Origin of the sequence: Halomonas sp. KHS3 (genome assembly GCF_000830495.1) — a bacterium.
Taxonomy (GTDB): Bacteria; Pseudomonadota; Gammaproteobacteria; order Pseudomonadales; family Halomonadaceae; genus Vreelandella; species Vreelandella titanicae.
Genome location: NZ_JWHY01000003.1, coordinates 273,659 through 296,289, shown reverse-complemented (window position 1 = coordinate 296,289; position 22,631 = coordinate 273,659). Strand labels below are relative to the sequence as shown.

Annotated in this window: 24 protein-coding genes; 15 read left to right on the top strand and 9 right to left on the bottom strand. The window is 52.8% G+C overall.

Annotated elements, in window-relative coordinates; all coding sequences use genetic code 11:
• Nucleotides 1–10 precede the first annotated feature (10 nt).
• Nucleotides 11–1,456 carry a YfcC family protein gene (locus RO22_RS10235; RefSeq protein WP_009288189.1) on the bottom strand — a complete coding sequence of 482 codons (1,446 nt, stop codon included), beginning with the start codon at nucleotides 1,454–1,456 and terminating at the stop codon, nucleotides 11–13.
• A gap of 276 nt (nucleotides 1,457–1,732) precedes the next feature.
• Between RO22_RS10235 and RO22_RS24430 the strand changes: the two genes are divergently transcribed.
• The 5 genes from RO22_RS24430 (at nucleotide 1,733) to RO22_RS10215 (ending at nucleotide 4,746) form a co-directional block, all read left to right on the top strand.
• Entirely contained in the window at nucleotides 1,733–1,966 is a 234-nt protein-coding gene (locus RO22_RS24430; RefSeq protein ID WP_152618902.1) for a hypothetical protein, read from the top strand.
• A gap of 141 nt (nucleotides 1,967–2,107) precedes the next feature.
• The gene (locus RO22_RS10230) at nucleotides 2,108–2,977 is read left to right on the top strand and encodes a sigma 54-interacting transcriptional regulator (protein WP_009288190.1); all 870 of its coding nucleotides are present in this window, start codon (nucleotides 2,108–2,110) and stop codon (nucleotides 2,975–2,977) included.
• 278 nt (nucleotides 2,978–3,255) lie between these two features.
• Nucleotides 3,256–3,720: a GNAT family N-acetyltransferase gene (locus tag RO22_RS10225; protein ID WP_027960013.1), complete on the top strand. Its 465-nt coding sequence runs from the start codon at nucleotides 3,256–3,258 to the stop codon at nucleotides 3,718–3,720.
• 70 nt (nucleotides 3,721–3,790) lie between these two features.
• Nucleotides 3,791–4,297, top strand: a complete 507-nt coding sequence (locus RO22_RS10220) for a DUF523 domain-containing protein (protein WP_009288192.1) — start codon at nucleotides 3,791–3,793, stop codon at nucleotides 4,295–4,297.
• A gap of 23 nt (nucleotides 4,298–4,320) precedes the next feature.
• Nucleotides 4,321–4,746: a GNAT family N-acetyltransferase gene (locus tag RO22_RS10215; protein WP_027960015.1), complete on the top strand. Its 426-nt coding sequence runs from the start codon at nucleotides 4,321–4,323 to the stop codon at nucleotides 4,744–4,746.
• Between the two features lie 127 nt (nucleotides 4,747–4,873).
• Here RO22_RS10215 and RO22_RS10210 read toward each other — a convergent pair whose 3' ends face one another.
• Together RO22_RS10210 and RO22_RS10205 are read right to left on the bottom strand one after the other, a co-directional pair.
• Nucleotides 4,874–5,512: an NAD(P)-dependent oxidoreductase gene (locus tag RO22_RS10210; RefSeq protein WP_027960016.1), complete on the bottom strand. Its 639-nt coding sequence runs from the start codon at nucleotides 5,510–5,512 to the stop codon at nucleotides 4,874–4,876.
• A gap of 21 nt (nucleotides 5,513–5,533) precedes the next feature.
• On the bottom strand, nucleotides 5,534–6,460 hold the full coding sequence (locus RO22_RS10205; protein WP_027960017.1) for a DMT family transporter: 927 nt from the start codon (nucleotides 6,458–6,460) through the stop codon (nucleotides 5,534–5,536).
• A gap of 96 nt (nucleotides 6,461–6,556) precedes the next feature.
• On the opposite strand from RO22_RS10205, the gene RO22_RS10200 reads away from it, so the two are divergent.
• Nucleotides 6,557–7,045 carry a MarR family winged helix-turn-helix transcriptional regulator gene (locus RO22_RS10200; protein ID WP_027960018.1) on the top strand — a complete coding sequence of 163 codons (489 nt, stop codon included), beginning with the start codon at nucleotides 6,557–6,559 and terminating at the stop codon, nucleotides 7,043–7,045.
• Nucleotides 7,046–7,064: 19 nt separating this feature from the next.
• Here RO22_RS10200 and RO22_RS24120 read toward each other — a convergent pair whose 3' ends face one another.
• Complete coding sequence (locus tag RO22_RS24120) at nucleotides 7,065–7,223, bottom strand: LysR family transcriptional regulator (RefSeq protein ID WP_223828122.1); 159 nt, start codon at nucleotides 7,221–7,223, stop codon at nucleotides 7,065–7,067.
• Nucleotides 7,224–7,311: 88 nt separating this feature from the next.
• Between RO22_RS24120 and RO22_RS10195 the strand changes: the two genes are divergently transcribed.
• Together RO22_RS10195 and bluB are read left to right on the top strand one after the other, a co-directional pair.
• The gene (locus RO22_RS10195; protein ID WP_027960019.1) at nucleotides 7,312–8,067 is read left to right on the top strand and encodes an NAD(P)H-dependent oxidoreductase; all 756 of its coding nucleotides are present in this window, start codon (nucleotides 7,312–7,314) and stop codon (nucleotides 8,065–8,067) included.
• Between the two features lie 57 nt (nucleotides 8,068–8,124).
• Nucleotides 8,125–8,802 carry a 5,6-dimethylbenzimidazole synthase gene (gene bluB, locus RO22_RS10190; protein WP_009288193.1) on the top strand — a complete coding sequence of 226 codons (678 nt, stop codon included), beginning with the start codon at nucleotides 8,125–8,127 and terminating at the stop codon, nucleotides 8,800–8,802.
• A gap of 8 nt (nucleotides 8,803–8,810) precedes the next feature.
• Here bluB and RO22_RS10185 read toward each other — a convergent pair whose 3' ends face one another.
• Together RO22_RS10185 and RO22_RS10180 are read right to left on the bottom strand one after the other, a co-directional pair.
• Nucleotides 8,811–10,331 carry a GGDEF domain-containing protein gene (locus RO22_RS10185; protein WP_041158267.1) on the bottom strand — a complete coding sequence of 507 codons (1,521 nt, stop codon included), beginning with the start codon at nucleotides 10,329–10,331 and terminating at the stop codon, nucleotides 8,811–8,813.
• 117 nt (nucleotides 10,332–10,448) lie between these two features.
• Nucleotides 10,449–11,432 (bottom strand): helix-turn-helix transcriptional regulator, encoded by a 984-nt coding sequence (locus RO22_RS10180; protein WP_041158266.1) that lies wholly within the window; start codon nucleotides 11,430–11,432, stop codon nucleotides 10,449–10,451.
• A 148-nt stretch (nucleotides 11,433–11,580) separates the two neighbouring features.
• Between RO22_RS10180 and RO22_RS10175 the strand changes: the two genes are divergently transcribed.
• The 6 genes from RO22_RS10175 to RO22_RS10150 all read left to right on the top strand — a co-directional run bounded on the left by RO22_RS10175 (nucleotide 11,581) and on the right by RO22_RS10150 (nucleotide 18,117).
• Nucleotides 11,581–12,216 (top strand): glutathione S-transferase family protein, encoded by a 636-nt coding sequence (locus tag RO22_RS10175; RefSeq protein ID WP_041158265.1) that lies wholly within the window; start codon nucleotides 11,581–11,583, stop codon nucleotides 12,214–12,216.
• A gap of 281 nt (nucleotides 12,217–12,497) precedes the next feature.
• Nucleotides 12,498–13,409: a LysR family transcriptional regulator gene (locus RO22_RS10170; RefSeq protein WP_041158264.1), complete on the top strand. Its 912-nt coding sequence runs from the start codon at nucleotides 12,498–12,500 to the stop codon at nucleotides 13,407–13,409.
• A 163-nt stretch (nucleotides 13,410–13,572) separates the two neighbouring features.
• Entirely contained in the window at nucleotides 13,573–14,994 is a 1,422-nt protein-coding gene (locus RO22_RS10165) for an amidase (RefSeq protein ID WP_041158263.1), read from the top strand.
• A gap of 11 nt (nucleotides 14,995–15,005) precedes the next feature.
• Entirely contained in the window at nucleotides 15,006–15,233 is a 228-nt protein-coding gene (locus tag RO22_RS10160; protein WP_027960159.1) for a hypothetical protein, read from the top strand.
• A complete protein-coding gene (locus tag RO22_RS10155) occupies nucleotides 15,226–16,719 on the top strand; it encodes a sodium:solute symporter (RefSeq protein WP_041158262.1) in 1,494 nt (497 codons plus the stop codon). Before RO22_RS10160 ends, RO22_RS10155 begins: the two co-directional genes overlap by 8 nt.
• A gap of 75 nt (nucleotides 16,720–16,794) precedes the next feature.
• Nucleotides 16,795–18,117: a DUF2252 domain-containing protein gene (locus RO22_RS10150; RefSeq protein WP_041158261.1), complete on the top strand. Its 1,323-nt coding sequence runs from the start codon at nucleotides 16,795–16,797 to the stop codon at nucleotides 18,115–18,117.
• A gap of 20 nt (nucleotides 18,118–18,137) precedes the next feature.
• Here RO22_RS10150 and RO22_RS10145 read toward each other — a convergent pair whose 3' ends face one another.
• The 3 genes from RO22_RS10145 to RO22_RS10135 all read right to left on the bottom strand — a co-directional run bounded on the left by RO22_RS10145 (nucleotide 18,138) and on the right by RO22_RS10135 (nucleotide 21,733).
• Nucleotides 18,138–19,937, bottom strand: a complete 1,800-nt coding sequence (locus RO22_RS10145; protein ID WP_009288201.1) for a GGDEF domain-containing protein — start codon at nucleotides 19,935–19,937, stop codon at nucleotides 18,138–18,140.
• A 246-nt stretch (nucleotides 19,938–20,183) separates the two neighbouring features.
• Entirely contained in the window at nucleotides 20,184–21,236 is a 1,053-nt protein-coding gene (locus RO22_RS10140; protein WP_041158260.1) for an SPFH domain-containing protein, read from the bottom strand.
• Nucleotides 21,237–21,238: 2 nt separating this feature from the next.
• Nucleotides 21,239–21,733, bottom strand: a complete 495-nt coding sequence (locus tag RO22_RS10135; RefSeq protein WP_027960029.1) for an NfeD family protein — start codon at nucleotides 21,731–21,733, stop codon at nucleotides 21,239–21,241.
• Nucleotides 21,734–21,910: 177 nt separating this feature from the next.
• Here RO22_RS10135 and RO22_RS10130 point away from each other — a divergent pair, with 177 nt between their 5' ends.
• Complete coding sequence (locus RO22_RS10130) at nucleotides 21,911–22,627, top strand: trimeric intracellular cation channel family protein (RefSeq protein ID WP_084625314.1); 717 nt, start codon at nucleotides 21,911–21,913, stop codon at nucleotides 22,625–22,627.
• The last annotated feature ends 4 nt before the right edge of the window (nucleotides 22,628–22,631 follow it).

Sequence of the window (22,631 nt, the reverse complement as noted above, 5' to 3'; positions counted from 1 at the left end):
TTTGCCCTGGTTATAGAAATGCACCAATGCTAATAACTGCACTGATAAAAACAGTCAAAATAAGAAGGAGAGGCCAGATAAATACTAGCCAACGGTCATAAGAGATACGGCCTATCGCTAGGCCACCGACCACTACGGCAAAGGTCGGGTTTATCAGATTAACCAGGCCGTTGGCTGATTGGTAAGCAGTTACCACCAAGTCACGTCCCACGTCAGCAAAGTCGCCCAAGGGCGCTAAAATAGGCATGGATAGTACGGCAAGTCCGGATGAGGAGGGTACGAAGAAACTCATTCCTACCTCGATCCAGAACATCAAATTGATAAAGGTTAGTTCAGGCAATCCACCTAATGTACTTTCGGCGCTATGCAAGATGGTATCGGCAATCATGCCTTGTTCCATGATCACCACGATGCCGCGTGCCAGACCAACGACCAGGGCTACGCCGAGCAGATCGCGGGCGCCGTCGACAAAACTACTGGTCAGCTTTTTCTCGCCCAGCCGAGCGATGATGCCGATCACAATGGCGGAACCAAAGAAAAGTGCGCCCATCCTAGCCATCCACCAGCCTTGGGACGAGACGCCCCAAATCATCGCAATGAAGGTCAGAGCAAAAATAACAAGGGTAATTTTCTGAGTGCCTGAAAGATCAAAATTTTCCAGCTCGTCGTGTCCCTGTAGAAAGAGTTTGCGGTGTGCATTCTGTTGTCTGGCCACAACGGAGCGAGCAGGATCCAACTTAATGCGTTTGGCGTAGCGCATCACGTAGACTGAACAAATCACCAGCCCGCCAATCAGCAGCACCAGCCGAAGTACAATTCCATCTGTAAAAGGAATATCCGCTGCGTTAGAGGCAATGACAGTAGCGAAGGGGTTGATGGTGGAGCCCAGCACACCAATACCAGCGCCGATCAGAATCACGGCGACTCCTGTGATCGCATCATAGCCAGCAGCGATGATGATGGGGATTAGAATGGCATAGAAGGCCAGAGTCTCTTCTGCCATGCCGTAGGTGGTGCCTCCAAGGGCAAACAGCGTCATCAGGATGGGGATCATCCAGATCTCTCGGCCTTCCAGCCGATGCATCACGTTACGTATCCCCGTGTCGATTGCGCCGGTAGCATTGATAACGCCTAAGAAGCCACCCAAAAACAGCACAAATAAGGCAACGTCGATGGCATTGGCGGCATAGCTGTCGGGATCATAGAAACCCGCCGTGGGGGCCAGCATGATGTCCACAAAACCTTGAGGGTTTGAATCAACCGTTACATAGGTGCCAGGTACTGCAATTTCGCGTCCGACCTCTTCGTTCATCGTACGTTCGTATTGCCCGGCAGGAATGATCCAGGTCAGCGCCGCTACAAGAATAATTAGCAGGAAGAGAATTGAGTAGGCTGTAGGGAACCGTGTCGCTAGATCCTCTTCAGGCTTTGATGGAGTGAGCTTTTCATCTGACATGCGTTGTCTCCGACCTATGGTTAAGGAGCAATCAACTATATTCAGTGTAGTCCCATTACAATGGCTTGAATTGATTTAGATCAATCACGCAAAAGTGCATGCAGATGCAGCTAATAAATGGCGAAAAATTTAATTGGTCGAGCCGTGCTTGCTGCTGTAACTGGTAATGCAGATTTTGAGCTTTGGTATGTTCTGAAGACGAGCTGGTAAGTTTTTCGTAGCTTTAACTATTATTATCTTTTACGTTTTTACTTCCTGGCTAGGCGATTCACGGGATTGAACGATACGACAATCGCGCTTTCACGCAGCGGGAAAGTGCTGTACGCGACTGACCGAGCGCTAAGGGGTCTTCGTCATCGATGCCCCCGCTTGCTGGACAGTCAGAATGGTAGGTTGGATCTCGGCCAAGACGGCATCAGGATGACCTCAGTGAGTTTCACTGAATTCATCGAAAAAGTGATTCCCGGCGTGCGCTGTGAGCCAGTGATGGAGCAGAAGCTGATCGGCTAATTCTCATTCTGCCCAATGCCTCTCCAGCGGCGCCTGCCAAGAGGTTGATCCAGCCGCAACGGAGCATCGGTTTCGAAGATATCATCGGCGAAAGTCACATCATGCTGGAAACTTGTGTGACCGCACGAAAGATGGCGCAGAGTGGTGCCCCCCATCCTGATCGAGGGCGAGACGCGGGTAGGCAAGGAGCTGTTCGCGCGTGCTATCCACAACGAATTGCCACGCTCGGGTTCGTTCGTCCCGATTAACTGTGGCGCGATGTCCCGTGAATTGATGGCCAGTGAGCTGTTCGGTTATGAAAAGGGGGCTTTTACCGGTGCGGATCGCTCGTCTGCCGGCAAGATCGAGGTGGCAGATTGTGGCACTCTATGCCTTGACGAAATCGGCGAATTGCCGCCCGGTATGCAGCCGTATCTGTTACGGGTACTGGACGACGGTATCGTCTACCGTATCGGCAGCCATCAGGAAAAGCGGGTAGCCATCGGTCTGGTATCGATGACCAACCGCAACCTGGCCAATGAAGTGGAAAAGGGCACCTTTCGTCAGGATCTGTTTTATCGCATTGCTACGCTGCGCTTGAGGGTTCCGCCTCTGCGCGAGCGGGGAGACGACGTGCTGTTGATCGCCGAGCAGCTGTGCAGAACGCTTGCCATGCAACGGGGAACAACCCCCGTTTCACTGTCGAGCGAGGCCCAGGACTGCTTGAGTCATTACCATTGGCCCGGAAACGTGCGCGAGCTGCGCAATGTTCTGGAAATGTCGATGCTAATGGCTTCGGGGAAATGCATTGAATGGCACGACTTACCCGAGGAGGTTCGTATGAACCAAGAGGCCCCTTCAGCGACGAATAGGCTAGAATATACGTCGACTTCTGATCTCAGGACAACGGAAGAGCTTCTCATCAAAGAAACAATAGCGCGCCAAGGAGGTAACTTGACCCAAGCGGCAAAGCAACTCGGCATTGCCCGATCCACGCTCTACAGCCGGTTGGCTAAAGAGGCGAAACGGTAGCGGTAGTAGCCCTGATTTGACGAAGCCACATTACCAGATTCGTTTGATAATAGACGCTCTTTATCTTCCCGGTGTGAACTCGTTCTAACCGCCAGCTTGCTTTGTTTTATGCGCCCAGAAGAGAGCAATGCAACAATATATGTTGACTTTTAGTGGATGAAGAAGGCATTGCAATGGTGCGTCATTGGCGGCAAACGCGATAAGTCCAAAGCATTAAACGCTACCGCTGTGATCTCTTGGATGTTCGACAATCACAATACCATCGAGATTATGCCGATATGCCCTTAATCGACATCCGCACTGCACTCGTAACCGATTTGACAGACATTCAGTCCTGCGCTCGTTTGGCCTATTCAAAGTACATCAGTCGCATTGGTCGTGAACCTGCGCCCATGCATGCAGACTACGCAAGCCTAGTCGGCTACGGCTACATAGATGTTGCTATCCTTGATTCACATTTTGTGGGCTATGTTGTGTTCTACCCCGAAGGCGATCATTTTCACCTCGAAAACGTTGCCATACTACCCGAGTATGGTGGCCTCGGCATTGGGAAGCGATTGATCGATCACGTGGAATGTTCAGCCGAGGAAAAGGGATACGAAGCCGTGGAACTTTATACGAATGAAGCCATGATAGAAAATCTCGCCATGTACCCCAAACTAGGATACGTCAGGGGCGAGTGTCGGCATGAAGCGGGGTTTAATCGAGTGTATTTCCGAAAGCAGCTAAAGTTAAATGGCTGACAAGAAGAGCTTTCCTAGTTGGGTCGATTCAGTTAAAACGTCACTCTTGAGTTCATCACCGTATTGGAGATTGGAGATTGGTGATTTGAGAAAAGTATTAATGAGCGCCTGTCTCTTGGGTAAACAGGTTCGCTATGATGGTGGCGCCCTTTCCGTGGATGATCAGATCGTTGAGCAGTGGCGTTCTGAAGGCCGAATCGTTTCTGTTTGCCCCGAAGTTGAGGCGGGGATGAGTATTCCCAGGCCGCCCGCGGAGATTTTCCAAGGCAGTGGTAAGGGTGTTTTAAACGGTGAGGTCGATGTTATCGAAAACGATGGAGGCAAGGTGACCAATGAATTTTTAGCAGGTGCCTCTATCGCTTTGAACCTGTGCCGTAAATTCGCTATCGATATCGCAGTGCTTGCTGAGTTCAGTCCTTCATGCGGAAGCACCGCTATTTATGACGGCAGTTTCTCTGGTAAAAAAGTACCGGGTATGGGAGTAACAGCCGCACTGCTTCGGGAACATGGTGTGCACGTGTTTAGTCAGTATGAAATAGCCCAAGCTAACACTGCACTTCTTGCTACAAGTTCGTGAAAGCAGCATTAGGATATCGAGATATGACGCCTATTATTCGGTCTACTAACGACAAGGCGTTCGCGGAAAAATTAATTCGCCAAAATATGTCTGCTTACTACGAACAGTTGGATATGCGCTGGAATACAGCCCTGTTTGATAAACAATGGGATGAGTTAGACAGTTACGAATTAGTTATTAACGCTAGCCCAGTAGGGTTGTTATGCATAAATCACGATGAAGCCGCTTACTATATTCGAGAGCTACAAATTGATCAGAAGTGGCAGCGCCAAGGCTTAGGTACAGCGGCAATCCGCCACACGAAGGAAATCGCCCAACAGTCGGGCATCCGCTTACTTCGGCTGCGTGTGTTTTGTATCAACCCAGCAATAGCGCTATACGAGCGTATGGGGTTTCGCGTGCGTAAAACAGAGGGTGGGACTCACTATATGGAGCGGAGCATACTCTAACCCGTTAAATTAATGGGGCTTTACTGTTAAGTACTACAAGAGATTGCGCCGGTGCTGCTGCTGGAACCTACCGACGCTCGCTTTACTTTTTTAGGTTGGATGACGGGGTAGTTTGCCGATTTTTGTATTAATAACCTACCGTAAAGGCTTTCTGAATATGCTGGGGCGTCTCTGCTTCATCAAGCATCGCTACCGCGAAATCCTCCATTGAAATGCGAGATTCTCCGTTATTGTCCACGACGAGGGTATCGGTGCCAAGACGATATCGTCCCGTACGCTCTCCAGGCATGAGCATGGCGGCAGGGGAGAAGTAAGTCCACGCTGTGCTGGTTTCACCCAAGCAGAGTTCATACTGAGCTTGGCATGCCTTGGCAATTTCTAGCGCAGAGGCAGGAAGGAAATCGGGGGCTGTTAAGACCGTATCACCGGCGCGCCCGGGGATTAGCAATCGTGCGGCTCCGCCTACCAAGAGCACTCGCTGACCCGGAAGGGCACTCGCCATTAGAGAACGGGTTAGCGCCACCAGCGTCGCTTCTTTTCCATCGGGTGGGCGAACGGCGCTGATCAGCACGTCTTGTCCTTGAATAACATGAGCTAGCTGGTGTGAGTCCGCTATATCCGCGACACAGCGGCTGGCTTCAGCGGGCAGTTTGTTAAGCTGACTCTCTGTTCTCACCACGCCGGTTACGTTATGACCACGTGCTAATGCTTCATTCATAATGCGTTTGCCAACGTCGCCAGCGGCACCAAATATTGCAATTTTCATGATATATCTCTCTTGGGTTCATTAGTTAAGTTGTTTGGCTTTGCCAATGTTGAGCAGGGTAATTCCGGCTCCAATTAATAGGGTGCCAAGCAGTAAGCCTTCGGGAGCGGTTTCTCCTTGTAGCAATATGGCGACCGGAACGCCCACCACGGCGCCGACGGAACCCAATAGGCTCAGAAACACCGGGCCGCCGCTTTTCTGTAGCAGGAAGAGCAGTAAGAACTGGCCTGCGAAGACCATCGCCTGGAGTGCCATCAGCAAGAACGGCAGGGGACGTTCTGTCGGAACGTTCAGTGAGAAGCCAGGCAGAAACCCCACGCTGAGGAGAATGATGGCCGCTGCGATAAGCATCCCCGGCGCCAACGCATCGCTGGATACGCCTTCTGGCCAGCGTAAGGTTCGGTAGATGTTGCCGATAGCCAGCAGAACGGGACCAATTAAAGCGAGGAGAATCCAGAGGTAATTGGCATCCGGCGCCGAAAGCTTATGGAAGGCCAGGGTGACGGCCCCCGCGAGGGCTGATATAACCCCCGCCGCACGCAACACCTGAAACCGCTCCATTTTTAACGCTAATGCGCCGATGTAGGTGAGTAGCGGTGGCAGAGTGATGATTAATGCCACGAACCCCGCACCCACATGGGGGATAGCTGAGAAAAAAAGCAGGTTGGCACCCGCTACGCCCAGCAGACCTGAAATAGCGTAATACTCAACGGTGCGAACGTTAACCGGCGGCAGATTGCCGCGGAAGGCCGCGAGAACCAATAGAATAAGCGCCGCTCCTGAAATTGACCAAAACAGAAAAGCGAGTGCCGGTAGCTGAATGTCACCGGCAAGTTTTGCCAAATTAGTCGATAGACCCAGCAAGGCGCCGCCGGATAACAGATACACCAGTGGGGCAAGCCAAGCTCTTTTGCGTGAGTGTGTGCGGGTAGTGCTTAATGATGTCATTCGCGTAGTTCTCATTGGTACCGTTTCGAAGTGTCTTGATATCAAGATATGTGTGATTAATCTTGACGTCAAGATAATTAAGCGCAAAATACACTCATGGATCATGTAGACAACATTCTCAAACAGTGGCGGCAGGAGCGGCCTGACCTCGATGTAGCGCCGATGGCTACCATCGGGCGGGTCAAACGGCTGAATCACACCTTAATGCGCGCAATGGAGAAGACCTGGGCGAAATACGGTCTGACTGACGCGAGCTTTGACGTTCTGGCAACTCTTCGCCGTGAGGGGGCGCCCTACGCGCTATCACCGGGGGATTTGATGGCATCCACCATGGTGACTTCAGGCACCATGACTCACCGCATCAATCAACTGGAAAAGGCGGGTTTGATCAAGCGGGTCAAAAACCCCGACGATGGTCGTGGTTTTCTCATCTCTCTTTCCCAGCGTGGATTCGAGTTAATCGATGAAGCCGTTGCTGCTCATGTGGAAACCCAGGCGCAGCTGGTGAGCGGCCTAACTGAAGAGCAACGAGCGCAACTCGATGAGCTGCTTAAACAGTTCTTGGCGGGATTGGAGCAGGAGTGATGTGTGTCGTAGCGGCAACTTAGCCACTATTGAAAAGAGTCACGCCTAGACTTTGTTCCATCTCGCTTAAACACTTGAATACGTTGGCATGGCTGATACACAGCGCTCGGCTGGCGCCGGATAGCGACCCCGCCTCTGCAATCGCTAGCTCGTCCCACCTTATTTGCTGTTCATTCATGCAAACTGAGTTGTCATTTTCCGCGAATGTTTGAGCGTATTTGAACAGGTTAGTCTGTCGTTGAACCAATCAATAGGGGAAGCGCAGAATGAATGTGTTGATCGTCTTGGCTCATCCTGAACGCAAGTCGTTTAATGGCGGCCTAGTGGATGAGGCGGTAGAACAGCTGGTGGGCGAGGGACATACAGTGGAAGTGGATGATCTCTATGCTGAGCAGTTTGATCCGGTGGAGCGCCCTGAGCAATATCCGCATAGCACCGTGGCGTCGGACTACTTCTATCCCCTCAATGAGCAGCGGGCTCACTACGAGAAAAACACATTACCGCAGGATATCCAGCGGGAGTTGGCGCGGTTGGAGTGGGCTGACTTGGTGATCTTCCAGTTTCCCTTATGGTGGCACGCCCAGCCTGCCATTTTGAAAGGCTGGTTTGATCGGGTGTTGGTGTATGGCGGGCGCTATACAAGCCGCATGCGTTACGACAGAGGCTACTATCGCGGTAGGAAGGCGATGCTATCAGTCACCACGGGCTCACCGGAGAAAGCATTTCAGCCTTTTGGCCGAGCTGGCAATATGGTGCACTGGCTGTGGCCCATACACGCATCGTTGTACTACGTTGGCTTTGACGTGCTGGCGCCTCAGGTGAGCTACGGCATTCAGGGCGGCGGTATTCGTTACCAAGAGGAAGCTGACATCATTGGTCACCTAGAGGTCTGCAAAGCGGCTTGGGTAGATCGTCTGAGAAACTTGGACAGCGAACTGCCCATCCCCTTTACCGGATGGGATGACTGGGACGAAGATGGCGTTTTACGCCAAACAAACCCGCTGAGATGGCGGCTAGGCTGAGCTCGTGTAGACTCTTACTGTCTATAAAACAGATCAGCAAAAGGCCCAATCAGCGCCATGACCACCTCGAACCACCGTTTTTCCGATGCTGAGCGCCGTGGGCTCTACCGCGCCATACACGAGCGGCGCGATGTGCGCTCGCAATTTCTGCCCGACAGAATACCTCCTGATGTACTGGCCCGCCTTTTGGAGGCCGCGCATCATGCGCCTTCAGTGGGATTTATGCAGCCCTGGGATTTCATCGTGATTGAAAGTCGCAGCGTCAGAGAAGCAGTGCTGGCGATGTTCGAGCAGGAGAATCAGAAGGCCGCCGAACGCTTTGAAGGCGAGCGTCAAGCGCATTATCGCAGCCTTAAGCTGCAAGGTATTATGGAGAGCCCGCTTAATCTCTGTATTACCTGTGACCGAAGCCGGGGCGGGCCTCACGTGCTGGGGCGCAATAGTATGGTGGATACCGATCTTTTCAGCACTTGTCTCGCTGTACAGAATCTCTGGTTGGCTGCGCGGGTAGAAGGTATTGGCGTTGGTTGGGTGAGCATTCTCGACCAAGAGCAGCTGAGCAAGGCGCTGAATCTGCCTGACCACGTTTACCCCTTGGCGTATCTCTGCCTTGGCTATGTTAGCGAGTTTTTAGACCAACCAGAGCTTGAAGCCAAAGGCTGGCGCTCTCGCTTGCCATTAAGTGAACTAGTACATGGCGATCAGTGGGGGCAGCCGCTTGCCAGTGGTTTGTGAGGAAGTTTTTATAAGGGGGGCCAGCTCGCTGTGCCCAAGTCATCTACTCTTTGCTTGCGGCGCTGGTTCTTGTCTTCGTACATGCGCTGGTCTGCCAGAGCAAATACCTGTATGGCAGGCACTTCGCTGGAGCTGGCGAATCCCAAGCTCAAATGAAGCGTCAGTTCTTCACGTTCACCGCTAGCGGTGTCGATAATGCAACGCTGTTCAGGCAAATTGTCTCTGATCAAGTTGGCCATACGCTTGGCTGCCGTCAAGTCGGCAGAAGGAAATAGAATGACGAATTCATCGCCACCGCAGCGTGCAAGTATGTCGCTGTCCCTGCAGTGAAGTTGCAGGTACTTGGCAACGCTGGAAATCAGTTGATCGCCCGCAATATGACCATAATGGTCGTTCACTTCCTTAAGCTTGTCGACGTCCATCATCAATACAGCAAAATCCAGGCTCGGCGTCTGCGCCTTGCCTTGAATGCTCATTTGCAGCGCGGCTTCCAAGAAACCTCGGTTATAAAGGCCGGTGAGTCCGTCACGCTCAGCCGTTTTCTTCAATTCCAAATGTAGCAATTTATTTTCGGTAGCGGCCGCAAGTTGGTCGGCAAAGAGGGAAAGTATTTGCTCCAAGCCGTCTTCTCGGCTGGGAGCTTTCATGATCAGCCAGCCTTCGTACAAGCTTAGACGGCCTTCCATGGACATGACATATAGGTTCTCGCCTTCGTCTGTTTGTGGCCGTGTGTCCGGCTGTACTCTTTGCCTATGAACGCTGGCCAATAGATGCTTTAGACGCTGTTCATCCTTTGGGCTTAGTCCCGCAACAGCCGCGTAGCGTGTCACTTCACAACGTTGTCGTTCTTGTACAAAAACAGCAAAACCGTAGTCGGGGAAATGGGAGTGTAGGTGGTTTAATGAGTCATCTAGCAGGGTATGGATATTGGTCGCACGATTTGCCACCGTCCCGAGATCAAGCAGCGCGTGAAAGACTCGGTTCTGAAACTGAATCTCGCCAATGCTGCGGCCGATCTGACGATTCTGACTGTACGTTATGCGGCCTATGGTTAGAAAATAGATGACTGCCCCCGTCCATTGGTAGATGTCTAAATTGTTGCTCACATAGGGGCGAAACTTGAATCCCGTTAAGGCGCTTCCAATCAAGGCTGCGGTTGTGAAAAGTACGGCTGAAATAAGCATCTTCCGTACTCCGCCGACCACTAAATTGTTCATCAAACAGGCAAGCCCAATGGTGATGGTGGCTAAAACGTAAAAATCCAGCACGCTGCACCAAAAACCAAATAGCAGGCTGTCATAGAGGAGATTTCTGAACTCGGCACGCTTGGAGTTCTGGGCGCTTACAGCAAGCGCATAGGCAACACCGGGCCATAGCAGCAGCAAAATCCCGGGCAGAATAAGTGTCCAGCCGCTACCTTCTACCACGGCAATCCATACGGTGAGTCCGAAGGTATGGCAAAAGGCAAAAATTCGCGGGGCAATTGTCGCCAATGCAAGACGGTGTGTGCGCCTTGATGAATGTTGCATTTGTGAGTCTGTATTAAAAGTTATTTGATTAACAGACTAGCACTTAAGAGGCTAAGAAGCCTTATCCTTAAAATCAGGCGAATAGCGCCTTCATTATCTCCCAGGTTTTAGACTGTTTCAGGGCATATCTGTTGAATATGGTGAAGCGCTCTCACAACTTGCTAGTAAATGGTTGGCGTGTTCGCGAAGCGCCTCTTTGAGGCCGTCTGGTTTGAGGATGGTAAATTGAAATGGGAGCTGTGCCAGCCAATAGGCAAACCACTCGAAACTATCCGTGCGGGTATGGAGCAGTAGTCCACCTTCAACCTGTTCGAACTGACCTGTACAGAAAAATTGGTTCTCAAAGTCAGCGGACGCGGCATGATCAATGTGTAGCACCAGTGATACTTCATGAGTGGGGCCCCAGGACATGAGGCTTTCGCTCAAAAAATCGGCTGCATCAAAGCGGGTGGGGCGTATGAAGGTACCTGAGAGTAGGTGCACGCCGCTGATACGATCTAATCGAAATGAGCGCATGGCTCCCCGTAGATGGCAAAAACCGATGGCATACCACCTACCTTGTTGGAAAACTAGCCCGTAGGGGTCGATCTGACGCTCAATCGGATCATGCTGCGGGGAGTGGTAGGTAAGCCCCACGGTTCGCATGACCTCTGTGGCTTTAGTCAGCGTCTCAAGGGCGCGGTCATCACGGCTGGGTTCGCGCCGGGGTAAGATCACCTGAGTGGTCTCACTGATGCCTCGAACACGGCTTTTTAAATTAGCTGGCATCACTCGCTCGAGCTTCGCTTGTACGCTGGCAATGGCGGGCGCTGCGTTTGTTAGTCCCAGCTGGCTAGCGGCCAATAAGCCTAACGAAACGGCGAATGTCTCTTCGTCGGTAAACATCATGGGTGGCAGCTTGAAGCCAGCCACCAATCGGTAGCCACCGTAGCGCCCTTGCTCGGTCACTATCGGCACGCCTATATCTTCCAGCGCCGTAATGTATCGCCGTATAGTGCGCCGATCCACGCCCAGGCGTTCGGCCAATTCAGCGCCGCCCATTTGGCCATTAGCTTGCAGCAACTCAAGCACCGCAAGTACGCGTGTTGTGGGGCCTGCCATTACTGCCTCCCTATTGAAGCCATCGTTAAAGTCTTGCAGAAAAATGCATTGTTGCTTTTATTTAGGGCGGATTCTCACCTATTAACAAACTAATCTGATCTGGCAGTACCTTGTGTCACCGGAAAATTGACTGAAAAAGGAGCCTAATATGTCAGAGCTAACGTTTTACACCCACCCTATGTCCCGCGGGCGCGTTGTGCGCTGGATGTTGGAAGAAGTAGGCATAGACTACTCGGTAAAGGCGATGGAGTTCGATTCAGAGATGAAATCTGAGGACTACTTGGCCATAAACCCCATGGGCAAGGTGCCTGCCATCAAACATGGCAACACTGTTGTGACGGAAGTGGCGGCTATCTGCGCGTACCTGGCGGATCAGGTTCCGGATAAAAAGCTTTCACCACCCCCGCAATCTCCCGAACGTGGAGTTTATTATCGCTGGCTTTTTTTTATGGCGGGTCCGTTTGAAATGGCTACTAGTGCAAAGGCCTACAATTGGAAAATCGACAGCAGCAACGTACAGGCCGTTGGTTGTGGCCAAGTGGAAGACAGTATCAATACGCTTGAAAAAGTACTCAGTGAAAACGCTTATATTTGCGGCGATCAGTTTACTGCCGCAGATATATTGGTTAGCAGTTATCTCTGGTGGGAAACAATGCAGGAGAATATCCCACCAAAAGAGGTGTTTAAGCATTACATAGAGCGTATGGAAAGCAGGCCAGCAGCCAAGCGGGCCAATGAGTTGGACGATGAACTGGCTAAGAAAATGAAGCCTTTGTCCGTCTGATGGCTTAATTGCATTGCCGCTTTTGTATTAAGTTGGCAATTGCTTTCAAGGTAGATGAACCCTATCTGGTTGCAGTTTTTGCTACAGATAATAGCAGTAAAGCCTCTGGCCAACGGCGTGTGCGGAAGGTATCGGCGCTGGCCAGCCTACCCATATATCGCTACTGTATTCGCCTATGCTAAATAATAAGATAGGGCGCCATTCATGCAAAGCGATATCACCCTCCAGCGGCTAAGAGCTGACGCCCCTAATCGCGGCAGTTGGGGCTTTAAGGGGGGCTTATGATCAGTGGTCGCGCATTATTCTATTTCGATACTGTGGCCCGGTGTCGTTCGCTGCGCCAAGCTGCCGCCCAACTGCATATTGCCCCCACAGCGATTAGCCGCCAGATCGATTTACTGGAACACCAGCTTGGCGCACCACTCATCGAGCGTGGCCCCAACGGCATTAGCCTGACGGCGGCGGGGGAGTTGTTGGCTGCCCAGGCGCAGCGTACCCTCCGTGACCTAGAGCGGGTGCAGGAACATATTGCCGATTTGAAGGGCTTGCGAACTGGGCGGGTCAGTTTGCAGGTGGCGGAAGGCGTTGTGGCTGGCTTGCTAGCGCCTACGTTAGCCAAGATGGGGCAGCGCTATCCCCATTTGAGTTTTGATATCGGGATCGTCAGTGCTAGCCAAATGGTGGAGGCGCTACGCCGAGGTGATGCCGATATTGGCTTGTCCTTCTTTATGCCCCGCCATGATGACATTGTGCCCTTTGCTAGCGCCGAGTTGCACCACCATGCAGTGATGGCTCCAGGCCATCCATTGGCCGCGGCTTCTGAGGTGAGTCTTCACTCCCTGGCAGCGCACCGGCTGATCCTGCCTGATGAATCTTATGGCGTGCGCCAAGCGCTGGAGCGCGCCGCTCATCAGGTCGGGATAGTTCTGGCCCCCACCTTTAGAACCGCTTCACTGGAAACTCAAAAAGCACTCGCCCTTAACGGTGCAGGTGTTCTGGTATTGCCACCGATGGCGGTAGCTCGGGAGTGCCAATTGGGTCAACTAGTTAGCATTCCCTTGGCTTCTTCAGAGCTTGAAGCAGCGCGGGTAGATCTCTGCGTTTATCGCCATCGCCAGCGTAGCTTTGCCACCGAGGCGTGCCTTTCGCTGCTGGCAAGTGCCCTACAAACACTACAATCTCCTTCATCTTGAAAGATATTGAAAGAAGATCCTGAAAGAATAGAGTGCACACAAAAAGTGGACACGCTGCGGTCAAGATTGAAATACCAGAAGACACGGTGTGGGTTCATGCTGAGATTGTTGATAACGAAAGCCTGATAACGTCAGTCTGATAACAACAGCAAAAGGTAATGTGATGCCTGAACTACACCAACTCACCGCCATCCAATTAATTGATGGCTACCGAGCTTATAGGTTCTCGCCAACTGAAGTAGCCAGCGCCTTGGTTGAGCATATCGACGCCTGGGAGCCGCACATCAATGCGCTGTATGCCTATCAACCTGATGCGTTCATTAAAGCAGCCGAAGCCTCCACCCAGCGCTGGGCTAGGGGGCAACCTAGCGGCGCGCTGGATGGCGTGCCAATCACCCTTAAAGAGCTGATTGCAACGAAAGGGATGCCAGTGCCGGGGGGAACCGGGCTTGGTGAGCAGCCCGTTGCCAGCGAAGACGCTCCCCCCGCTGCTCGTTTAGCGGAAGATAACGCTCTGCTGCTGGCGAAAACTACCTGCCCCGACTTTGGCATGCTCTCATCCGGGCTCTCGTCGTTTCATGGTTTGACCCGCAATCCATGGGATTTAGCTTGTAATACCGGCGGTTCAAGCGCGGGCGCGGGCGCTGCCGCCGCTGCTGGGCTTGGGCCACTGCATGTGGGCACCGATATTGGTGGCTCGATACGCCTTCCTGCGGCGTGGTGTGGTGTCGTCGGCTTTAAGCCCACTTTGGGCCGGGTACCGATAGACCCTTATTATGTAGGCCGCTGTGCCGGGCCAATGACCCGAAGCGTAGCGGATGCCGCGCTGATGATGACGGCGCTTGCCCGCACAGATCGACGCGATGCGATGCGTCTGCCGCCGGAAACGATTGACTGGATGGATCTGGAGCTTGACGTTAAAGGTTTGCGAGTGGGTGTGATGATGAAGGCGGGCTGCGGGTTACCTTTGGATGATGAGATTCGCCACCACGTGGAACAGGCCGCAAAGCAGTTGGAAGCCGCTGGGGCAACGCTGGTGCCGATGGCGCCAGTGCTGACCCGCGAAATGTTAGAGGGACTGGATCACTTCTGGCAGGCCCGTCAGTGGGGCGAGCTGTTAAAGCTCTCGGCTAACGAGCGTGAGCAAGTGTTGCCTGCCATTTTAGCCTGGGCCGACGGTGGTGCACACTTAAGTGGCGTAGAAGCAGTGCATGGTTTTCAGCAAACCATGGCGATGCGACGCGCCACCGAAGCCGTATTTGATGAGGTCGATGCGGTGATTTCACCCACCACACCCAATATCGCCTTCCCAGCCGAGTGGCCATCGCCTACCAATGATCCGCGCCAGCCCTTTGAGCACATTGCTTACACCGTGCCGTGGAATATGGGCGAGCAGCCTGCGATCTCGCTTAATGCTGGGTTTAGCCGTTCCGCTAGTTCCGTCAATATGCCGATAGGCGTGCAGTTGGTTGGCCCGCGCTTTGGAGATCACTTTGTGCTGAAACTGGCGCGACAGCTAGAAATGCGTTTGGCGTTGCCCATGCGCTGGCCGATGTTGCCAGTGATTAACGCTGCAGTTAAATAAGAGGAACACTCATGGAACGTTTATTGGTACTGCCTACCTCCCGGGCGGGCTGGGGTCTGTTAATTGCGTTTGTGGTGCTGGTGCTGGCGGGAACGTGGCCGGTGATTGGTTGGGTAAACAGAGCCACCTTAGTGATGGGGTTGCCTCTGTTAGTGGTGTGGAGCTACCTGGTGATTTTTGCCTGCGTAGTGGTGATGCTGATCGGCAATCGCATTGTGGAGCGAGACGACCATGAATAGCCCTTGGCCACTGTTGATAACCTTGACCTATGTCGCCATTGCCATGGTGATTGGCCTACGCGCCAGAGCAGGGCGCTCCATGAATAGCTTGGAGGAGTGGGGCGTAGCGGGCCGCAGCATGGGGCCGGTGACGCTCTACCTACTGATAGCCGCCGGTAGTGTGAGTGCTTACACCTTTATGGGAGCGCCCGGATGGGCTTATTCCAAAGGGGTGGCGGTGTTTTATGTAGCGATTTACCTCTCGTACCTGGCCCTGGTCGCTTGGTATTTCGGCCCTAAAGTGTGGCAGTTTGGTGAGCAGTTTGGTCACGTGACCCAGGCAAGTGCCATATCTGACCGCTACCAGAGCCCCGCGCTAGGCGCACTGGCGGCGCTTGTTATGGCGATCGGCTCTATTGCTTATGCGGTGCTGCAGACCATAGGTTCGGCTTATATTCTGTTTGTGATGAGCGGCGGTTTGATTCCGATTTGGTTGGGGGTCGTGCTGGTACTGGCCTGTATTGCCGTTTACCTCTATGCCAGTGGTCAGCGGGCGATTGGTCGCACCAATGCCTTTCAAGGCGTGTTGATGCTGATTGTGGCTTGGGCCGTTGGCCTCTGGGCCGTTCATAGCGCCACCGGCGGGTTGAGCTTTGTGGGCGTGTTCGAGCGTATCCAAGCCGAGCATAGCGAGTTTCTCACTCTGCCCGGCGCAGGCGGCGATATGAGCTTTAGCTTCTGGACGACCTCGATCATCGTTTCGATGTTTTCGTTTATGCCGCCGGTGTGGACGCAGTGGATGAGCGCCTCCTCGGCACGTACTATTCGTCGCAGCGCAACGTGGCTACCCACGTATTACGTGGTTATTCTGCCTATGGTTGTTGTAGGCTTCATCGGCATTTTTTCGCTGCCTGAGCTGGCTCGGGCCGATACCGTGGTACTTGAGTACGCCATGCAGCACTTGCCGGTGGTATTAGTAGGATTGCTTGGCGCAGGAACCCTGGCAGCCTCAATGTCTTCCAGCGAGCCGTTTATTCATTCGGTATCGCTGTCACTCAGCAAAGATGTGCTTCAGCCGGTGTTAAAACTCTCGGATGGCGTTACTGGAAAACTTGCGCGGCTGCTGATCCTGCCCATTATGTTCTTCGTGGTCGCGCCGCTCGCAATTGCCGAGCCCGGCAGTTTGGTAATGATTCTGTTAGTGGGGCTCGGGTTTGCCTCCCAGGTGCTGCCTGCCTTTATCGGCATGTTCTTCTGGCCGCGGGCTTCTCGCTTGGGTGTAATGGCGGGTATCGTAGCGGGCTTTCTGATTACCGTGGCGTTTACGACTCTTTGGCCACACCCAATGGGTATTCACGCGGGCTTCTGGGGGCTGATGCTCAACCTGCCGGTATTTGTCGCCGTCTCTTTGATTACGCCTGCTACCCACGCTGAGGTGGTGGAGCGCTTCTTTCGTATTGCCGCTCCACGAGGTTTTACCCAACGGGGACGTCGAGCTGCGGTGTGAGTGCTGACTTAATCTATTCATGGTTATCGACTACCTTTGTACTAAAGTGTTTTTTGCATCAACAAAGGTAATTCGATGAGTCATGCATTGACTGGACATAACCGCCCTCAGCAGGTGATTGAGGCCACCCACCAGGCGAATAACGCCTTACCAACGGCCATCCGCCAAGCCAAGTACGCCAAAATGGCTGCGTCGCCCTACCGCTTTTATCGCGGCAGTAATCATTTGTACTGGAATGATGTATGGCACGATTGGCGTTTTGCCCTGTTTGGTGGCTGGCCGGAGACCCAAACCTGGTTGCAGGGCGACGCCCACGTCTATAACTTTGGCGCTTATGGTCACCACGATGACCAAGTGCGCTACGGCATGGATGACTTCGATGATGCGCTGATTGGCGACTACCAATATGACCTGTGGCGGCTGGCTATCAGCGTCGTATTAGATGCTCGTGAAAATGCTGAGCTGGATCCAAAAGCGATTGATAAAGCGCTTAAAAAGTTAATAGAGGGCTATTACCAAACGCTGGTCGATCACGTTGATAGTCAGCCCGTGCAGGCCGTGACCCTTGATAGTGCAAAGGGCCTGCTTAAGCCCTTTATGAGTAAAGTCGCCGATAAGCAGAGCCGTGCGCGGATGCTCGAAAAGTGGACGACCCTAGATGGGCAGAAAGGCCGCCAGTTCGCCGAACGGCCTGGCAAGCTCGCTAACCTGCCTGCGGATGTGGCCAGCCAACTACGCCGCTTAATTGAGCAGGAGTATCAGCAAACGCTACAACACGCTATTAAAGAGAGTGATCCCCACCATTTTCGCGTCAAAGATACGGCACGGCGTTTGGATGCAGGCACCGGTTCGTTGGGTGTCGAACGCTATTACGTCTTGATTGAAGGCGGTGTCGAGCACGAGCACGATGACATCATCCTGGATGTTAAAGAGCAGGTACCTCCAGAAGCATTTCGATTAATGGATAAAAAACAGCAGCAGGCGTGGCGTAAGCTGTTTCCTAACGAAGCCATCCGTCATGCAGCTGCCTTCCACGCCATTGCTGAGCACCCAGATGCCTATCTCGGCTGGCTAACCATGAACGGAAAGGTGTTTTCGGTGCGTGAGCGCTCGCCGTTCAAGAAAGACTTTCCGACCCATAAGCTTTCTGGCGGTAAGTCATATCGAAAACTGGCAAAGCAGTGGGGAGAAATTCTCGCCCGTGAACACCTGCGCGGTGCCCAGGCGCTTAACCAGGGTGACTCAACACGCTTTGCCAAGGCCGTTTGCCAACGATTAAAAGGGCGTGAAGACCTGTTTATTGAGGTGGTTACAACACTGGCGGTGGCTTACGCCGACTGCACAGAGCAGGATTACGCTGTGTTTATTGATCACTTCCTGGCGTCGGGGGCTGCTTAATTACCCAATACCATGAGTGGTTATTGCGGCTGTTGCCTACCGAGCATAAATCCCTGCTCTTCAAGTGTCTCTTCCCATACTACACAGCGGTTACGGCCGCTGTGCTTGGCTTGATAAAGCGCTTCATCGGCAAGGCGCAGCAATTTCTTAGGGTCTTGAGTGTGATCAGGATATGTTGCGACACCGCAGGAAAGCGTGATTTTCCGCAGAGAAGAGCCTTGATGAATAAATGCCTGATGAGCAATGGATGTTAACAGCGCCTTTGCGCGCGTCTCGGCAGCGATTCGGGAGGTAGCAGGTAGCAAGGCAACAAATTCTTCGCCCCCAAAGCGACAGATCACATCCAAATCTCTTAAGTGGTGCCGCAATAACAGGGCGATTTCGACCAGCACGGCATCTCCTGCGTCATGACCAAAATCATCGTTAATCTGTTTGAAGTGATCCACATCCAGCATTAGCACGGAGAGTTGACTGTCATGCTGCTTAGCTCGCTGGCAATGGTGCTCGAATGCCGTGTCGAAATGGCGACGGTTGTGCAAGCCTGTTAATGGGTCTTTGCGTGAGAGCCCTTCCAGTTCTTGAACTAACCGGTCGAGGTCGGCGGTTCGCGCCGCCACCTGCTGCTCTAGAGTCTCATTGGCCATGGCAAGTTGTTGCTGTGTATGCCGATAGTGCCACAGAAAAATAGCCGCGTTCGCTAAAGAAAAAGCCAGTGTGCCGTAGCTCAAGGGCACACTGCGCCAGCCCACAAAGCCGTGGGCGACCACCATATCGGCGAGTAGCAGCGGGGCAAAAAAAGTAAAACTCACTACCAGAAGCCGTTGTTCAAGGGTGAGCTTTTGAAAGCGCATGAGCGCAAGTGCCAGCATTATGGGGAGCGTTAAGGCCAGCATGACATCAAAGATGGGGAAGGTTAATGAAAGGCTCAGCACTCCCAATTGAACCAAACCAATCGCCAGCACCAGATACACCAAGTGAATAACCCAAAGGAGAGTTATCCAGCGCTTAGCGGTGCCCTCCAACCAATAGCTGAGTAACAACCCCAGTGCCACCGGCAGGGTGTAGTAACTGGCTGCTCGGAGTGTGTCCCAGGTCAATGGCTCATCGGCAATGAGTTGACGGGCTGGGGTCTCCGCAAGCAGCATTAGCCCTGAAGCATAAGCAAACAACGCAATAGACCCAAAACCACGGCGTTCGGGACCTATTAACGCGAAAATGGTGGCCAGGATAGCGAGCACCAATACCAAAGCACTCACACCGAGATCCTGAGCAGATTCATGGATAATTTGCTTTAAAACCTCAATGCGTTCCATTACCTGGACTTGGCCCCATAAGCCAATACTGGTGTAGTAAGAGTAAAAGCGAAAGGTAAGCGTCTGACCGGCGGCATTTTCTGGTAGGTCTATCATGTGCCAGGGCCAGCCCGCAAAATCGCCTTTTCCCTGTTCGTCAAATTCACCATATTGATAGATCAGTTCATCGTCTAGATAAACTTGCCCAATCAAATTGATACTGGTGATAAAAAGTACTGGATCGTTCCAATCACCGGCGGGCACTGTCGTACGTAACCAGAGGTGTTCGTGCCCGTTGCGGCCAGGTGGGTTCGAAGGGGAGTCAATCGACTGCCACTCTGTCGAGTCGCTTTGCAGCCATTGAGGATGGCTATCGGCATCGTAAGGAGAGTCGCCCCAGCGATACTCCCAATTATGGAGCGGTTTGGGAGAGGTATCAGCTAGTAGGTAGCCTGAATATGCCAACAGTAACGCAAGCGTTAAGAGCAGTAGAGTGCTTCGGCGAATGGCGAACCCACTAGGCGGCATGGTGAACGTCCTAATCTCTTGGTCGCGATCTTGCTATTAATAAGTGCTACATAGGGGCCATCATTAACGACGCTACGTGCACAATAAAAGTGAGGCTGAGCATTAAGCGTAGAGTTTAACGAATATGAACCTTACGCAGGTGATGTTTTCTTCAACGGTTGCTAGCGGTTAGCTTCTTGTACTTAACCCAAAAGCCTGGCTACTCGGGCCAGGCTTTGCAAAGCATATAAATACTCAAGTACGCTTTTAGTTACCGCTAGCGGCTCCGCCTACCAGCCCACTGCGAAAATCACTGTCACTGTGATTACGGCTTTTAAGGTGGTTTGCGACTGTATCTTCTGGTGAGCCGGCCATTTCGCGGAACATGCCCATTGAGCCAAGCAGAGCAGAGGACTCGTAGGGTACGAATACTCGCTCACCATTCTTCGCCATATTGGGTAGTACCTTGATATAGCTCTGGCCCAGCAGGTAGCCCACTACGGTGCGCTTATTCTCTTCACTATCGCCAATGGCACTAAGCACCAGTTTAATAGACTCCTGCTCACCCTGGGCACGTAGAATGGCCGACTCTTTGTCACCTTGAGCGTTGAGGATCGAGGATTCACGTTGCCCCTGGGCCATTGCAATCGCCGCTGATTTCTCCCCCTCGGCCTCGGTGACGGTGGCACGGCGCTTACGTTCGGCGGCCATTTGCAGGCGCATTGCAGTTTCCACCTCTTCCGGCATAGCGATGTCCTGCACTTCGACGCGGGAGATTTTGACCCCCCATTTAGACGCAGGCTCTTCCATCGCGGCCTGAATCTCATTATTCACTTCCGCACGGGATTCAAACAGTTTATCCAGTTCCATTTTACCGACCACTGAACGTAGCGTGGTTTTGGCCAGTACTTCGACGGCCTGGCTCATATTCTCTACCTCATAGACGGCCCGCTTGGGGTCGATGATTTGGTAGTAGAGCGCGCCGTTGATACGAACGGTGACGTTATCGGTGGTGACGACCGGTTGACCGGGGAAATCCATCACCGTTTCGCGGCGGTCAATGCGGGTTTCGTCGGTGGTGATAGCGGTATAGTCCTCACCCATTTTGCGATAGCGCAGCATGGTGATCGCGCGGGGTTGTTCGATAAATGGAATGATAATGTTAATGCCGCTTTCTAAAACGCGGTGAAAAGAACCTAGGCGCTCAACCACCATTACTTCCGATTGGCGAATAATAATTAGGCCTTTAGAGATGATCAGTACTGCGATCACGACAATAATGAGGCTTATTAATAAGCCGGGGCTTATAGGTAGATCCATGGTTAAGGCTCCTTGCGTTGGGAATTGTCATCTTGAAAGGCTGTGTCTTCAGGCTGATGTAATGCGACTAGCGCAGTGGTGCCTTCAAATCGTTTAAATATGACCAGCGTACCGCTGGGTAGCTCGGTTTCACCGCTTTCAAGTACGCGCAGGCGGTAGAAATCGCCGTTGACTTTAATGCCCGTGGCATCATCAAAATCCCGGCGTAGAGTAGTGTAGCGATTACCTTTTTCCACACCTGTGCCTGTTGTGCCATAAGCAACGCCGCGGGGGGAGAAGCGCGGGCGAATGACCATAATGCATATTGGCAGCAGTACCCCGGTAAAAATAGCCATGCCAAGCAGTTGCCAAGGAAGCGTTAATCCTAGCGCTGTAACGGCCGCTGTTAGCGCAGCGGCAATACCCAGCGCTAGCAGCACCATCGCGCCAGAAGTCAGCTCTGCCAAACTTAATAGTAAGGCGAGTACCAACCAGCTATAAGCCGGGCTCCAGTCCATAGCAGTGTTACTCCGTCGTGAATGCAAGTGTTAATGACAATTCGGTCAGCGTAACCTAATTATGTGAACTTATCTTGCTTAGGTCGCAAGCGTGTTCTTGGGTGCGAGCATATCCTCTGAAGGGTGCTATCCTGCCTGCCTTTAAAGATAGCGAGCATAAAAAAGGAGAAGGGCGTGTTGTCGGGCGTGGTCTATTGGCTGGATATGGCGGGTGTCATCGTGTTTGCGCTTTCGGGCGTGATTTTGGCGTGCCGGTCGCGCATGGATCCTATAGGTATGCTGGTGCTGGCAGCGGTGACCGGCATTGGTGGAGGCACGCTGCGTGATTTAGTGCTCGGTGTAAGGCCGGTGTTCTGGGTGACGGATCCAACCTACCTGTGGGTGATTTTAGCCACCGTGGGTGTGTCGTTGATGGGCTTTCACTATATCCACCGGCTGTCGCGGGGCTTTTTACCGATCGCTGATGCGTTTGGCTTGGCACTGTTTACTGTGATTGGGACTCATAAAGCACTGCTGCTGGGCACGTCTGGAACGGTAGCTGTCTTGATGGGCATGATGACCGGCGTAGCAGGCGGCATGATACGTGATGTATTGGCCCAGCGAGTGCCCATGGTGCTTCGCGAAGAAATTTATGCGACGGCAGCGATGGCTGGGGGAATCGTTTACGTGGCGCTGTATGCCCTGGAGGCGCCGCTAACCATGGCGATTGGCGCCTCACTAAGCGTCACCCTCGGGCTGCGTTTGGCGGCGATCCATTGGCACTTGGCGCTGCCGGTGTTTGCCTGGGTCACGGTGCCACCGAAAACCCATGATGAGGCGGCAGCACCGCTCTCTACACCGCAAAAGGCTAAAGAGCGGGTGAGGATGATTCGCCGTGAGCGCAAAAAACGCTAAGGGC